Origin of the sequence: Methylobacterium gnaphalii (genome assembly GCF_007992215.1) — a bacterium.
GTDB classification, from domain to species: domain Bacteria; phylum Pseudomonadota; class Alphaproteobacteria; order Rhizobiales; family Beijerinckiaceae; genus Methylobacterium; species Methylobacterium gnaphalii.
In genome coordinates this window covers 20,372-33,556 of the sequence record NZ_BJZV01000007.1, presented here as the reverse complement: position 1 = coordinate 33,556, position 13,185 = coordinate 20,372, and the positions used below count along the sequence as shown (strand labels likewise).

Here is a 13,185-nt window from a genome sequence, read left to right as displayed (position 1 = left end):
ATGCTCCAAGTTATCGACGGGCTCGCCGCCAACCTGCAGATTGAGCTTCAGCTTCCGAGCAGAACATGCGCTCGCCGTGGCTTACGTCGATCACCGTCTTCTCGTAGGCGCGTGTCCCGGGCAGGTGGTAGATGCGATCACCTTTTCGGCTGATGTTGCCCTTGATATCGCAGGCGCCAGTCTTGTGCTCCGGACGGACGACCAAGCCCTCTGGTCCGATGCGATCACCTTTCCGCCAGTCCCACGGCGGCGTGAAAGCGCCCTGCCAGATCCCGCGCTTGGCGGCCTTGGCTTCCTCTTCCTGCGGCACGTAAGCCGTCGAGTACTTCCGGTACGCCATGCCGAACCCTTGCTCGACAAGCCACCGGTTCAGGTCGAGCTGGCCGAGGAAGCAGACCGCAACGGTGCGACCGTAGCGGTCCGTAGTGATCGGCGCGCAGGACACGTTGCCCTGGCCAATCTTGTCCGCAAGCGCGAGCGCTGCGGTTTGACCGCATCGATAATCTCGCCCGAACGCGTCCTTGCAGAGCTGCGCGCTTTCCGGCGTGTCGACGCCCTGAAGGCGGAAGCGGGTGCCGCGGATTTCGATCGTGTCTCCATCGATGACCGAGGCACGACCCATGATCGGTTCAACAGCTGCTGATCCTCCCGCAGCAACTGCTGCAGCCAGGAAGATTGCTACGAAGCGCATCATCCCTGCAGCTGCTCGGCAAAATCGTCAGGTACCTCGCCAAACTGACCGAGGATCGACACGCTCTCCAACTCGCCGGTCTCGTCGTCGGCCATCACGCGGATCGCGGCCGTGCCGGGGATTCGCTTTGCCATCGCCTCGGCACGCTTGAGCGCACCGCTCTCAGTCGGCGACACCTCGCGGTCGCCGGGGATCAGCTTTTTGCGCTTGATGATGAAGCTCTGCACAAGGTGCGTGGTCTTGATCGCCATGGTTCGTCCCCGCTTTCCACAGGCCCCAAAAGGTCGCCTTGACCCGAAGCCGCCAGGTCTGTTTGTTCTCTTTCTGTTCTTAGCAGGGGAGTCGGGACGATGGGAGTGGCCGCAGAGGAAATCACTGAAGCTGACGCGATTATCGACAGCTATCTGGTGCGAGCCGATGGCAATCCGGCGGTCGCGCTGCGGCTCGTCGTGCGCGATGCCCTCGCAGATCTCTGTGAGGTCGAGCGGCGCTTGAACCGGAAGTCGCGGTTCGTCTCGCGCGGCTACACCCGCGGCTCGTCCGCCGAGCAGTGACGGGCGGGCCGCCGCTCAAGCGGCGGCAGATCAGTGCCCTTCGCGCGCTGAAGGTGAATCCAGCCGGGCTTCGTCGCAAGGCCTACCCGCGCGTCGTGCCAATGCTCGTCGTGTACGGCTACGTCGAGGTGAGGCCGAGCATCCTCGCTGGCGGCGAGACTGCATGGTTCCTCACGCAGGCCGGTTGCGATCGACTCAGGACCATCGGCTCCGGTGAGCCCAGTGATCCGAACTAGCGGTGCCTCGCGCGTCCGGCCGCCTGCAACGTTCAGCAGGCTCTACCACTTCACTCGGAGACATATCGGTGCACATCGTCAGCCTCGACGACCTACCTTTGGGCCGCCGCGGCAGCGTCGATGTGCCTTTCATGGGGCCGGCTGTCTGCGCCGGGTTCCCCTCCCCCGCCGACGACTTCCTGGAGGAGGCGCTCGGCCTGCCGCGATGGCTCGTCCCGAATCCGCCGGCGACCTTCCTCTGGCGGGTATCCGGCAATAGCGTGATCGGTGTCGGCATCCACGACGGCGACATCGTCGTGGTCGACCGAAGCGTCGAGCCCGCTCACGACGATATCGTGCTGGCCATCATCGACGGCGTCTCGTCGCTGAAGCGCTACAAGCTCGACGGCAACCGGGCGGTCCTCGCCTTCGACAATCCTGATCTGCCAGCGACGGCAATCGAGGACATCGGCGAGGCCGCGGTCTGGGGTGTGGTCACGACTGCGCTGCGCCTGCTGCGGCCACTCGCCCGGGGCCGTCGGTGAGCCGCGCGATCGCGCTGATCGACGGCAACAGCTTCTATTGTTCCTGCGAACGGGTCTTCGACGGCAAGCTCGCCGGCGTGCCGGTGATCGTGCTGAGCAATAACGATGGATGCGCGATCGCCCGCACTCCCGAGGCCAAGGCGCTCGGGATCAAGATGGGCGACCCCTACTTCAAAATCCGCGATCTCTGCCGCGCGCAGGGCGTGCGCGTGTTCTCGTCGAACTACACCCTCTACGGAGACATGTCGGCGCGCATCAACGCGATCTATCGGAGCGCCGCGCCGCGCGTCGAGGTCTACTCGATCGACGAGAGCTTCCTGGATCTGTCCGACGTGCTCGAGCGCGATCGGCAGTCCCTGGCCCGTGACATCCGCGCGACAGTCCGCGCCTGGACGGGCATTCCGACCTGCGTCGGCATCGGCCCGACGAAGACGCTGGCGAAGCTCGCCAATCACATTGCCAAGTCGGTCGCCGAACTCGGCGGGGTCTGCGATCTCACCGACCGACAAGTCTACGACTTCTGGCTGCCGCGCATCCATGTCGGCGAGCTCTGGGGCGTCGGCCGCGCCTCGCTGGCGAAGCTCGAAGCGATGGGCGTCGACTCCGTCGCGGATCTCCGCGACCTCGACCCGCGTCCGGTACGCAAGGCGCTGACCGTGGTCGGCGAGCGCATGATCCACGAGCTGCGCGGGCTGTCGTGTCTCTCGCTTGAACAGGTGCCGGCCCAACGTAAGGGCTGCGCGGTGACACGCTCGTTCAGCAGCCGCATCGAGGACCGCGAGAGCCTGGAGCAAGCGGTCGCCGCCCATGCGACGCGCCTCGGCGAGAAGCTGCGGCGTGAGGGCCTCGGCACGGACCACGTGACCGTTTTTTTCCACACCTCGGAGCACGACCGGGACAGTCCGCAGCGCTCGGTCTCGACGGTGGTGACGCTGCCGGAAGCCTCGAACGACAGCATGGTCCTGATCAAGGCGGCGCTGCACGGCGTCGCGCGGACCTGGCGTCCGCAGGGCGACCCGCCCTGGCGATACAGCAAGGCTGGCGTCATCACCGTTGACCTCGTGCCGCTGGCGGCGAGCCAGCGCGCTCTGATCGGTCAGCTCGATCGCGAGCACGGCGCCGCTGTGATGGCGGCGATGGATGCCTGCAACGCCCGCTTCGGCCGCGGCGCCGTTGTTCCGGCCCGGGCTGGCTTGGAGCGGGCCCGGGCCGGCTGGTCGACGAAGTTCGAGATGCGGACGCCGCGCTACACAACGCGGATTGACGAATTACCCGTCGCACTGGCCTGAAAGCGCGCCAAACCTGTGGTCATCCCTATTCGACGTCGCAGAACTCAACGACCTTGCAAGAAAGACAGTCAAATCCCGCAACAATGGATGCAAAGTAGCGGTGGTATCCGTTGCAGATTCGATATTCGTATGGGTAGGGCGGAAACTCCGGCCGCAGGACTTTTATGACCTGCACCGGGTCGATTGCCTGTCGCGAGATCATCCTTGTTAGGACTCGGACGAATCGCACTCGGTTAAATCCTCGCCAGTCTAATTCGACCCACGGCACGCGCCGAGGGGGCTCAATATCAATAAGCGGGATAGCTGTGCTTTGCGATGATGGAAGGAATGCTAATGCTGGAACAACAGTAGTAGGGAGCGAGAGACCGCTGAGCCAATCATCCGGTATTTCGAAATCAAATGGATGGTTAGGCATCGGGAAGCGCATTGGCGATCTGTTTCTTATTTATCTAGAGAACGCCGCCAAGAGAATACAGGAGGCAATAAACGATCCAATCGACGTCCACCCCGCGATGAAAGCACAGTAGTAGTTTCGGCGTATTGAACGTTGAGAGATGGCCTGTTTCGAAGAAACTTCTCGTTTCGTCAGTTCATTAGACGCACGAATTTCGGGCGGCATGTTCGGTAGCGCTTCGTCTACAACATGCAGAGCTTCGGCAGCAATATACATATTGTTCTGTGCAACAGCTTGGTAGTTAAAGTACGTAAACAGCGCCGAAAGCGATGCACTGAGTAACCCGATAGTGAATATTGCCATCGGCAAGCCGAGATACAGCATTTTTTCACAGTGCTGCAGCTGAGATAGGCCGAGAAAGCTCGTCGACAGACTGGGGACCGCAAGCAATCCTCCTGCATTGATAAACTGCAAATTTGTAATAATCAGTTTACTGAATTCCGTCGACAACTTCTGTGCGTCTGCGGTTTTGGCATGAAATACCTCGCTGATATCCTTTCTAAGTTTCGTGTATGCTGCGAGATTTTTGAAGTGGATGTTATCTTCAAGGACATTTGATCGGTTGTTGGTATCGCCTTCGGTCACTGCCCTTGTTCCTTTTGGATTGCTGACCTTTTGCATTCACGCCGAGCGGCTCACGTAGCACGTCCGTGCCTGCACCAGTGCCAGTACCGCAGCCCCAGACAACTTGCTCCCCTCATCCTCCGTGGTCGCAACCGACCGGACCTTGCTGAAGCTCGGATAGATGAGCACCAAGACGCGCTCTGCCCGCTCGATCGCTTCCTCAACATCGTCCCGGAAGCCGGACACCTAACCCTCCGCCTTCTACTGCCGCCGTCAAAGCCCGCGCCCTAAATCCCCGCCATGAACCAGCCTGCCCGCTGCCAAGCCCTCACGAAGAAAAAAGCCAGGACCGCTGACGGCGCGCCGACCAAGATCCGAAGACGCTGCGCCAGAGACGCAAACGAGAGCGGGCTGTGCGGCTGGCACGAGAAGCAGCAGCAGAACGGGCGGCTGATCGAGCGGGTCACGGAAGAGTGAGGGTCACCGCGGCTTCACGCTTCGCAGATGCCGCGCCCATATCTGCTCGATGGTCTTTTCGGAGAGCTGGCTTACGGGCGGCATTCCTTCACGCTCGGTATCGAACACGTTGCGCAGGCGGTCGATCCAAGCGGAATCCGTTTCGCCGTTGTGTTGCTTGAGCCAGGCGACGACAGCGGCGAGTTCGGCTTCCGAGCCTGTTGAGGAATCGGCCATGCCGTAGGCTATGCGGCAACCGATCCGTTGAAAATGGCCCAGATTGGACGGCTGCCCGGGGACCTCGAAGCTGTGTCCAAACCCCGCCTTCTGATGCCCGCAGACGCGCGCTCCGGTCTTGGTCCTTGGACACAGACGACATTGATTTTGTTGCGTTTATCTGATCGCTCAATAACTTTTAATCTGTAGGTCCTGGGTTCGAGTCCCAGCGCGCTCACCAACTTCCTTAGAAGTTTATCGTTTTTGTGCGGCGCCAATCTTTAGGCATTGAGTGCGGCGTCGTCTGTCGCGGTCTGCGATGTCATCCGCCTGTCGCGAACACCTGTGCGGCTGGGGCGACCACAAGAAAATTGCCGCAGGGCGGGTCGCGCGAGAGGACGGCACTGGCGACGCCGACCACGTAGACGCCGCGCCGGTCCCGGCCGACCACGGGACCGCCGGAATCGCCGAAGCAGGCGCTCGATCCGACTGTCCTCGCGATGATCAGGCCGGTATTCGAGGTGGCGAGCGGCTTCAGGGCTGAGGTGCGCAGGCGTCCGCCTGTCATCCCCGATAGCCCAATGCCGGCAATCTCCAGCGAGGCCGGCACGCGTCCCGGCTCAGTGGCCAGCGGGATTGGCCGGCGGTCGTGAACCGGCGAAGAGAGCTGCAGCACCGCGAGATCAAGCGACAGTTCCGCCAGACGGACCCGGACAGCATTGGAGGTCAGCACGCCGCGGTCCGGGCTATAGCGCGCGATCACGCTCGCCGCGTAGACCGGCTTCACCGCATTCGCGCCGTTGTAGAAGATCACGACGAGGCCGACCGGCGCGCCCGACACGCAATGGGCTGCCGTGAGGATCTTATCGGGCGCGATCAGGACTCCGGAGCAACGGGACAGGCGCAGTGAACCGTCGGCCTGAGTGATGATGCCGATCCCGGCTGTCGCCCGCGCCAGGGAGTCGCCGGATCGTGCCGAGGCTCCGCCTTGAATGGCCGAGGCCGGAGACGATCCACCGGAGGCGGCGAGGCCCAGTGCCAGACCGAGCGCTGCGATCCGCCGGCGCGCATGCCGGTCCAGTGCGGTGACGAGCCTTGCTGTCCGATGAGCTGCCACCGGCCATCCTCCTTCGCCCCAGGGGTAGAAGCTAGAGGAGGTCAACTGCGAGCGCGACCATAAAAAAGGTTGCGCGTCATCACATCAGTGCGGCTTCGCAGGGCACCCGGAGCCGGTGTTCACGACACGGTAAGTCGCGGCCGCTAGGAGGTCGGCAGGCGCAGCGTATCCTCTGCTGTTGGCCGCCGACGGATCGTCGACTCTCGGCACGCTGGCGCTTATGGCGTTGGGCGAGAGCGCGGCCATCCGGCCGGCTGCGACGAGTTTCCGCAGCGGATCGGGCGGCCTTCGCGAGGCGCGGGCCTGCGCCCGCGAACGACCCACATCAGTGGCCCCCGACCCGATTCGAGCGGGGGCTCACCAAGGCGAGATACAGCGATGAGCGCGGCTTCGACACAGCGGGCACCCGACGTTTCTTCCTCCGAAGGCGTCGCTGCGGATGAGCTGAAACAATTCATCGAGCGCATCGAGCGCCTCAACGAAGAGGCCGACGCCATCAAGGGCGACATCAAGGAGGTGTTCGCCGAACTCAAGGGGCGCGGCTTCGACGTCAAGGCGGTGCGCTCGATCCTGCGGATCAGGAAGCAGGATCATTCCGAGCGCCAGGAGCAGGAGGCGATCCTAGAGCTCTACCTGCAGGCGCTCGGAATGGCCGTGTAAGCAAAAAGCGGGCATCAACCGCTTCGGTCACCGACGATGCCTCATGGGTCAGCGCATCGAGGTTTTCTGCTCGGCACGCGGTCGACGCCCAGCGACGTCGTCAAGCTGCTCTATGATCAGATCGCCAGGGCTCAGCGCGAGCCTTGAACGGATGGACGGCGGGAGGATACTTAGCCTTGCGAGAGGATCTCGAGCGTGCGCGCATCCTCCTCGCCCGCGAAATAAGTTGTGAGCGCCGTGCCGAATTCCGGGATGCTCGGGTCCGCGCGCGAGAACAACGTCATGCTCGAACGGAACTTCATGTCGTCGGGCGAGCCGAAGATGTCATGTGCGGTGCGGCCGCTCACAGCGTTGACGGCCGCCGTGCAGAGCCGCAAGCGATGGCCCAGGACGGGATGCCTGAGAAAGGCGCGCGCCTCGTCGAGGCTGCTGATCCCGTAGCGCCGCGCCATGTCGCTCGATCCGAGGCCGGCGCATTGCGGGAAGACGAACCACATCCAGTGGCTGCGCTTGGCTCCTGCCGCGAGTTCACGCAACGCCTGGTCGAAGGTCGTGCTCTGCGCCGCGATGAAGCGGTCGAGGTCGTAGGGGTCGGCCATGAACTCTCCTGCGGTTCACAGGAGGGCAACTCCTCGTGCTCTGTGCCCGCTCCCTCGCGCTGAGCGACGGTTACCTCCCGGAAACAACAAAACCGGTCAGGGACGCCGGACAGACACAGCCGGGCAAAATAGTAGAGTCAAACCTCTTGCGCTGAGAGGGAGCGCAGCCATGTCCGGCAAGTGGATCGAGGTGGTGGATCGATTACGGCAGGTGGTGCCGACCGTCGGAGGACGATCGATCCACCAAGGGCGCGGTGGCGGGATCCCGACGCTTGAGGGACCTAATCGTCCGGATCCGGCCGCTCGCGCCGATAGGGTGATCGATATGACGTTGCTTGGGTCAGGTGCGCTCTCGATCGCCTTCGCGGTCACCGTCGGGCTGCTCGCCCTGGTGCGGTGAGGGGCGCCTCCCGGCGTGACCTTGGACCGCATCGGGCGTTGCCCCCATTGGCGCGCGCAAGGCGTTGTGATGTCATGGGCCATGCGCAAGGAGGCGTCATGTCCGACATTCGCAAACAGCGCGCGTTTGACGGCCGGTGCACCGTCTTCGCCGGCGACAGCCTGATCATCTCCAATCTCTCGGACGAGACGGCAGACCTCATCGTCGCGCATTTCTCCAGCACTGAGACGCCTGCAAGCGCTGCTCGCACCCTCGGGGGGCGCGGTCTCGGCGCTTCACCCGATTTACCACGCGTACGCGCCACCAGCCGCCGGACGAGGTGACCGAAGGGCGCATCGGTTCATCGCCGCTACGCGCCATTAGTTCCTCTGGCTCGCGCTGCGCTCCTCGGCCTCCGTTCCAGGCCGATCCATTGGGCCGTCCTGCCGACGGGGGCTGTCGATGGTCGGATCGGGCGGGGATTGGGCAAGGCCGCCCTTGTCCTCCCTACTATCGGACCTCTCGCCGGGGCGGCGCTCTGGCTTGCGTTCCGCCGTGTCCTCGGGACTGCGATCGTTCGGTACGTCCGGCATCTGAACTCTCCCGCTTTTGCCGGGCGTTAACGTCCACGGCGCCGGATAGTCCCCCGAGGCGCGAACCGGTCAGCTTGAACCGACACCGTGCCCCGCGGGTTCTCAACACAAGCCCATCGCGCGCCGCTTGGCGCCCCTTAGAGGAGATCGGACATGACCGCTGGCGCCACGGCGAGTGACAGCCCCTTCATCAAGGGTCGCAACGCCCGCATGTATGGAAAGACGCGCGATAGCTGCCCCTATGCAGAGGGCTCGGAAGACCGCGCCGCCTGGCTTCAGGCCTGGGACGAGGCTGGAAGCGACGACGCCGGCGGCGACACCGCCCAGCAGGATCGCGGCACCGTCGACTCCGTCTAAGACGGGTTCAATGGGAAGGGGCTCACGCGGCGCGACGCGTCTGATCGTCCGACGCTCCTTCCAACGTGTCCAGCAGGGCCAGGGCGAGACGCGCGCATGCCGCCGCGTCTTCGCCGCCCTCTTTCGTGATCACCCGGCCGTCCCGGATAGTAAGGCTGCGTTCGGGCAGCGCTAGGCGGTCGAGCACCCCGGGCAGGATGTCGGCGGCTACGCCCTGCGGGCCGCCACTCAGGCATGTAATGCCTAGTGCGATGCAACGCGTCCGCAACCCGGCGATGGTAACGAGTTGTTCGGTCGACTCTGGCAGCGGACCGAAGCGGTCTTCGATCTCGTCGCGCAGGGCCTCGACCTCCTCGCGGCCGCGTAGCCGGGCGAGACGCGTGTAGAGGCTGAGACGCAGCTCGGGCTCCGGCACATAGCTCTCCGGAATCCGCCCCGACAGGCCGAGCCGGATCTCGGGCCGCCAATCGTCCGACGGTTCGCCGCGCGCTGTCTTGAGCGCGCCATCAAGCAGATGCTGGTAGAGCCCGAGCCCGATCAGGCGCACATGCCCGGCCTGATCCTCACCAACGAGGTCGCCCGCGCCGCGCAGGTCGAGGTCCCGGGCGCTGATGGCGAAACCGGCTCCGAGCCGGTCGAGGGCCTCCAACGTGCGGAGCCGCTTCTCACCCTGCTTTGTGAGCGGCTTGCTCCCGTCGCTGAGCAGGTAGAAGGCCGCCCGCCTCTGTCCGCGTCCCACACGGCCGCGCAACTGATGCAGCTGGGAGAGCCCGAATTTCTCCGGCCGCCAGACCAGCATCGTATTGGCCCCCGGGATGTCGAGTCCGCTCTCGATGATGTTGGTCGCGAGGAGCACGTCGCCCTCCCCGTCAGCGAAGCGCATCATGACGGCGTCCATCTCTGCGGAATCGAGATCGCCATGAGCCACGAGCACCGTCAGCTCGGGCGCAATTTCGCGCAGGCGCTCCCGCATCGGCTCGAGATCCGCGATGCGTGGGCACACAACAAAACTCCGTCCGCCGCGCCGCCGCTCGCGCAGGAGGGCCGCCCGCGCCGTCTCGGGCAGGAAGGGCGTGAGCACCGTACGGATTGGCTGGCGCACGACGGGCGGCGTGGCGATGACGCTCAGGTCCTGGAGACCGACGAGAGCGGTCTGTAGCGTCCGCGGGATCGGCGTCGCCGTGAGCGTCAGCGTGTGGGTGCCGTGTCCGGTTCTTCTAAGGCGCTCCTTCAAGCCGGTCCCGAACCGCTGCTCCTCGTCGATGACGAGGAGCCCCAGATCCGCGAAGCGCACGCCGCGGCCAGCGAGCGCGTGCGTGCCGACGACAACCCGCACAGAGCCGTCGGCGAGACCGGCCTTCACGCGCTTGGCCTCGGCGGGTGGCACCAGACGCGAGAGCTCCTCCACTTCGATGCCGAAGCGGGCGAGCCGACGCTTGAAGGTCTGGACGTGCTGCCGCACCAGCACCGTCGTCGGCGCAGCGATGGCTACCTGCTTGCCGGCAAAGAGCGCGGCGGCGGCGGCGCGCAGCGCGACCTCGGTCTTGCCGAAGCCGACATCGCCGCAGACGAGGCGATTCATCGGGCGCCCCGAGGAAAGATCGTTCAGGACGGCGTCGATTGCTCTGGCTTGGTCCGGCGTGAGCGGGAAGCCGAAGCTGGCGGCGAACCGCTCCATCTTGCTGGCAGGAGGCGTCAATGCCGGAGCCTCGGCCCGTGCGCGCGCCTGCGCCGTCTCCAGCATCACCTGCGCCGACACGACTAAGGCCTCTTCGACCCCGGCGCGGCGCTTTCCCCAGGTCTTGCCGCCCAGGCGGTCCAGGCTCACGACCTCGGTCTCGGAGCCGTAGCGCCAAAGTCTATCGGCGCGGGATGCTGGCTCCATCAAGACGGCATCGTCAGCGAAGCGCAGGCGGATCGCATCCTCCTCGCATGCGCCGGCGCCGGCGACGCATTCCACGCCCTCGAAAACGCAAAGGCCGTGATCCTCATGGATGGCGACATCGCCGAGCTGCAGCTCAACGTCACCGAGTGGAAGCGCCGTTGTCTGGCTCACCGCCTCGGTCGTCGTCGTCGCTCCGAGCAGGTCTGCGGCGGCGATCACCGTGACGCCTGCCTCCGGCACGCGAAACCCTGCCTCGAGCGGCGCCTCCATCGCGAGGACGCTGCCCGGCTCGGCTGCGAGCACAGCCTCCCAGGACGCGGCGCGCTGAAGCTTGCGACCCAGCGCCGAGACAGCCGGACGAGCGAGCCGGCGCAGGGCCGATCTGGCGCTCGCCAGGACGATGCGATCCCCTGCCTCCTGCCGCTCGCCGAGGTAGCTCACGAATGCAGGTCCGGGCCGGCGGTCGCGGGCGAAGTCAGGCACCGAGACGTCCTCTGTTGCCTCCGCTGGCCTCACCGTCCGGGAGCCGAGCAATTCGGACCACTCATCTGGTGTCAGGTAGAGCCCCCCGGGCAGAGGTACGGCCGCATTGCCGCCCGCACCGTCGCGACCCTCGGCAATCTGCTCGAAGAAGGCTTCGGCACGCTCGTGCACGCCGCTCTCTACGACCAGTAGGGTGTCGGGCAGATAGTCGAGCACCGTGACGAGCCGGGGATAGAAGCGCCCGAGGGCGTGCTCCTGCCCGGTGAAGGGTTCGAGCGCCGTTTCCAAATCCGGTGGCAGGATGATCTCGGTGGCGGGATCGACCACTAGAACGTCGGCCTCGTTGAGGGACAGTTGGGAGACTGGATCGTAGGATCGTATCCCGACGACCCGGCCATCATCCATCTCGATCCGGCACGGCATCGGTGCGGCTGCCGTGAACAGGTCGATGACTTGTCCGCGGATCGCCATCTCGCCCGGCTCGTCGACGCGCTCGTCGAGGACGTAGCCCATGCGCTGCAGCGCCGCGATAACCCGCTCGGGCACAATCTCGTCGCCGGCTCGGAACTCTAGATGCGCGTCCGTCCAGGTCTCGGGGGGAGGCACGCGCTGGATGAGGGCTGGCGGCGTCGTAAGAACGATGCGAGGCAGGTTTTTCGTATCTGTCAGCCAGCGCAGCACACCAGTGCGTACCCCCATCGCCGCGCGCGACGGGGAGACGCGATCGAAGGGCAGGCAATCCCATTCCGGCAGCAGAGCGTAGGGTGTGTCGGGGGCGAAGGCCGCAAGGGCGGCCGCGATCCGATCAAGACGGCGCCGATCGCTCGCGACGTGGATCAGCGGCTGCGCGGGCCGAGAATGATCAAGGAGCGCTGCCGCGAGGGCACCCTCCGGCGACAGGGGCAGCGGCGCGTCGCTGACACGCATCCTGGTAGGCTTCCGTCTCGTGCTCTTCGACATCCCGGTCCCATCAGAAACTTCGCGCGCCGATGAACCACGCGAACCCTCCGTTGGCTCCGTCCAAGCCTGTGCATAGGTCGATGCAACGCACAGCCATCGTGCAAGCAGACGGCCGAGGACATGCCTTATCGGACGATGTCCGGATCGGGATCTTCCTCGGGCGGCGGCAGCGTACGCTGCGATCTGCGTGGGGCCGTGTTGGTGGTGGTCTGCGGCTCGGCTCTGGGCGCGCGGGCCTGCGACTTAGCAGGCGCTGCTGCGGCGCCGGCGGGACCGCGCGGTCCGGCCGGACCACGCGGCCCTGCCGGACCTGGAGGGCCCGGCGGTCCAGCGGCTCCTGGCTTTCCGGGTGGGCCGGGCGGGCCAGCCGGTCCAGGCTCGCCGGCAGGTCCAGGTGGGCCAGGCTCGCCCTTTTCCCCGGGCGCACCGTCAGTGCCGTCCCGGCCGGCAGGACCCGGCGGTCCCGCCGGACCCGCTTCGCCACGTTCGCCCGGCGGCCCGGCCTGCCCTACGCCAGGCTCGCCCCTCTCCCCGGGTGCACCGTCGGCGCCATCCCGGCCGGCAGGGCCCGGCGGTCCGGCCTGACCCGTCTCGCCGCGCTCTCCCTGCGGTCCGGCTGGCCCTTGCTCGCCGGGTGGACCGGGCTCCCCGGGCAGGCCAGGCGGCCCAGGGATGACCGAGGTCACCGTCGCGCCGATCGGCCCTTGGGGTCCTGGCGGGCCCTGCCGGCCACATTCGGCGACCACGGCCTGCCGCTCCTGGCGGTCGGTGCGCAGGGTGACGATGCACGTCGCCGGGTGGTGGATTATCCGGAACTCGAAATTGCCCTTGGCGTCGGTGCGGCGCGCGAACCCACCGTCGAGGGTGATCTCGGTGTCAGGCTCATCGGACGAGCCGAGCACCCAGAGCTCGCCAGCCGTGATTTTCACCGCCTGAAACTGTATCTCGGCCTGGGCCGGTGCCGTGCCGAGCCCCAGGACCAAGCCAAAACGCCACAATGATCGTCCGATGGACATGAAGCTTCCGGCCGGTTGCACAGGCGATAGCTTGACGTTTTCCTAGCTGTTCCGAAACCCGTATCGGAAAACTACGCACCGCAACCTTCTGGGCGGCAGCCACCGCAGATGCAGGTTGCTGGCAGCGACCGTCGCCATCGTGATGTTGTGTG

At 65.5% G+C, this 13,185-nt stretch carries 18 protein-coding genes; 9 read left to right on the top strand and 9 right to left on the bottom strand.

The annotated features are described in order from the left end of the window. Positions 1 to 10: 10 nt before the first annotated feature. The gene (locus tag MGN01_RS08085; RefSeq protein ID WP_238257540.1) at positions 11 to 622 is read right to left on the bottom strand and encodes a thermonuclease family protein; all 612 of its coding nucleotides are present in this window, start codon (positions 620 to 622) and stop codon (positions 11 to 13) included. A gap of 68 nt (positions 623 to 690) precedes the next feature. Beyond that, entirely contained in the window at positions 691 to 942 is a 252-nt protein-coding gene (locus MGN01_RS08080; protein WP_147046090.1) for a hypothetical protein, read from the bottom strand. A 99-nt stretch (positions 943 to 1,041) separates the two neighbouring features. Here MGN01_RS08080 and MGN01_RS08075 point away from each other — a divergent pair, with 99 nt between their 5' ends. The 4 genes from MGN01_RS08075 (at position 1,042) to MGN01_RS08060 (ending at position 3,294) form a co-directional block, all read left to right on the top strand. Further along, positions 1,042 to 1,245 carry a hypothetical protein gene (locus MGN01_RS08075; protein ID WP_147046089.1) on the top strand — a complete coding sequence of 68 codons (204 nt, stop codon included), beginning with the start codon at positions 1,042 to 1,044 and terminating at the stop codon, positions 1,243 to 1,245. Beyond that, the gene (locus MGN01_RS08070; protein ID WP_147046088.1) at positions 1,242 to 1,481 is read left to right on the top strand and encodes a hypothetical protein; all 240 of its coding nucleotides are present in this window, start codon (positions 1,242 to 1,244) and stop codon (positions 1,479 to 1,481) included. Before MGN01_RS08075 ends, MGN01_RS08070 begins: the two co-directional genes overlap by 4 nt. A 68-nt stretch (positions 1,482 to 1,549) precedes the next feature. After that, complete coding sequence (locus tag MGN01_RS08065; RefSeq protein ID WP_170245879.1) at positions 1,550 to 2,005, top strand: LexA family protein; 456 nt, start codon at positions 1,550 to 1,552, stop codon at positions 2,003 to 2,005. Further along, positions 2,002 to 3,294 (top strand): Y-family DNA polymerase, encoded by a 1,293-nt coding sequence (locus tag MGN01_RS08060; protein WP_147046087.1) that lies wholly within the window; start codon positions 2,002 to 2,004, stop codon positions 3,292 to 3,294. Before MGN01_RS08065 ends, MGN01_RS08060 begins: the two co-directional genes overlap by 4 nt. Before the next feature lie 445 nt (positions 3,295 to 3,739). Here MGN01_RS08060 and MGN01_RS08055 read toward each other — a convergent pair whose 3' ends face one another. Both MGN01_RS08055 and MGN01_RS08050 read right to left on the bottom strand, forming a co-directional pair. Further along, a complete protein-coding gene (locus MGN01_RS08055; RefSeq protein WP_170245877.1) occupies positions 3,740 to 4,333 on the bottom strand; it encodes a hypothetical protein in 594 nt (197 codons plus the stop codon). Positions 4,334 to 4,369: 36 nt separating this feature from the next. Beyond that, positions 4,370 to 4,558, bottom strand: coding sequence for a hypothetical protein (locus MGN01_RS08050; RefSeq protein WP_147046085.1), 189 nt, complete (start codon positions 4,556 to 4,558; stop codon positions 4,370 to 4,372). A 54-nt stretch (positions 4,559 to 4,612) separates the two neighbouring features. Between MGN01_RS08050 and MGN01_RS23460 the strand changes: the two genes are divergently transcribed. Then, positions 4,613 to 4,789: a hypothetical protein gene (locus MGN01_RS23460; RefSeq protein WP_170245875.1), complete on the top strand. Its 177-nt coding sequence runs from the start codon at positions 4,613 to 4,615 to the stop codon at positions 4,787 to 4,789. 3 nt (positions 4,790 to 4,792) lie between these two features. Here the strand turns inward: MGN01_RS23460 and MGN01_RS08045 are convergent, their stop codons facing one another. Together MGN01_RS08045 and MGN01_RS08040 are read right to left on the bottom strand one after the other, a co-directional pair. After that, positions 4,793 to 5,005, bottom strand: coding sequence for a hypothetical protein (locus MGN01_RS08045; protein WP_147046084.1), 213 nt, complete (start codon positions 5,003 to 5,005; stop codon positions 4,793 to 4,795). A 301-nt stretch (positions 5,006 to 5,306) separates the two neighbouring features. Further along, the gene (locus tag MGN01_RS08040; RefSeq protein ID WP_238257542.1) at positions 5,307 to 6,101 is read right to left on the bottom strand and encodes a S1 family peptidase; all 795 of its coding nucleotides are present in this window, start codon (positions 6,099 to 6,101) and stop codon (positions 5,307 to 5,309) included. A 378-nt stretch (positions 6,102 to 6,479) separates the two neighbouring features. Between MGN01_RS08040 and MGN01_RS08035 the strand changes: the two genes are divergently transcribed. Continuing rightward, the gene (locus tag MGN01_RS08035) at positions 6,480 to 6,761 is read left to right on the top strand and encodes a DUF2312 domain-containing protein (RefSeq protein WP_147046083.1); all 282 of its coding nucleotides are present in this window, start codon (positions 6,480 to 6,482) and stop codon (positions 6,759 to 6,761) included. Positions 6,762 to 6,931: 170 nt separating this feature from the next. On the opposite strand, the gene MGN01_RS08030 is transcribed toward MGN01_RS08035, so the two are convergent. Next, entirely contained in the window at positions 6,932 to 7,360 is a 429-nt protein-coding gene (locus MGN01_RS08030; protein WP_147046082.1) for a DUF1810 domain-containing protein, read from the bottom strand. A 169-nt stretch (positions 7,361 to 7,529) separates the two neighbouring features. On the opposite strand from MGN01_RS08030, the gene MGN01_RS08025 reads away from it, so the two are divergent. The 3 genes from MGN01_RS08025 (at position 7,530) to MGN01_RS08010 (ending at position 8,689) form a co-directional block, all read left to right on the top strand. Next, positions 7,530 to 7,760 (top strand): hypothetical protein, encoded by a 231-nt coding sequence (locus MGN01_RS08025; RefSeq protein ID WP_147046081.1) that lies wholly within the window; start codon positions 7,530 to 7,532, stop codon positions 7,758 to 7,760. Between the two features lie 98 nt (positions 7,761 to 7,858). Continuing rightward, the gene (locus MGN01_RS08020) at positions 7,859 to 8,083 is read left to right on the top strand and encodes a hypothetical protein (RefSeq protein ID WP_147046080.1); all 225 of its coding nucleotides are present in this window, start codon (positions 7,859 to 7,861) and stop codon (positions 8,081 to 8,083) included. A 402-nt stretch (positions 8,084 to 8,485) separates the two neighbouring features. After that, on the top strand, positions 8,486 to 8,689 hold the full coding sequence (locus MGN01_RS08010) for a ribosome modulation factor (protein ID WP_147046078.1): 204 nt from the start codon (positions 8,486 to 8,488) through the stop codon (positions 8,687 to 8,689). Positions 8,690 to 8,711: 22 nt separating this feature from the next. On the opposite strand, the gene MGN01_RS08005 is transcribed toward MGN01_RS08010, so the two are convergent. Both MGN01_RS08005 and MGN01_RS08000 read right to left on the bottom strand, forming a co-directional pair. Beyond that, entirely contained in the window at positions 8,712 to 11,984 is a 3,273-nt protein-coding gene (locus MGN01_RS08005; protein ID WP_238257544.1) for a helicase-related protein, read from the bottom strand. Positions 11,985 to 12,142: 158 nt separating this feature from the next. Then, a complete protein-coding gene (locus MGN01_RS08000; RefSeq protein ID WP_147046076.1) occupies positions 12,143 to 13,033 on the bottom strand; it encodes a collagen-like triple helix repeat-containing protein in 891 nt (296 codons plus the stop codon). Positions 13,034 to 13,185 lie beyond the last annotated feature (152 nt).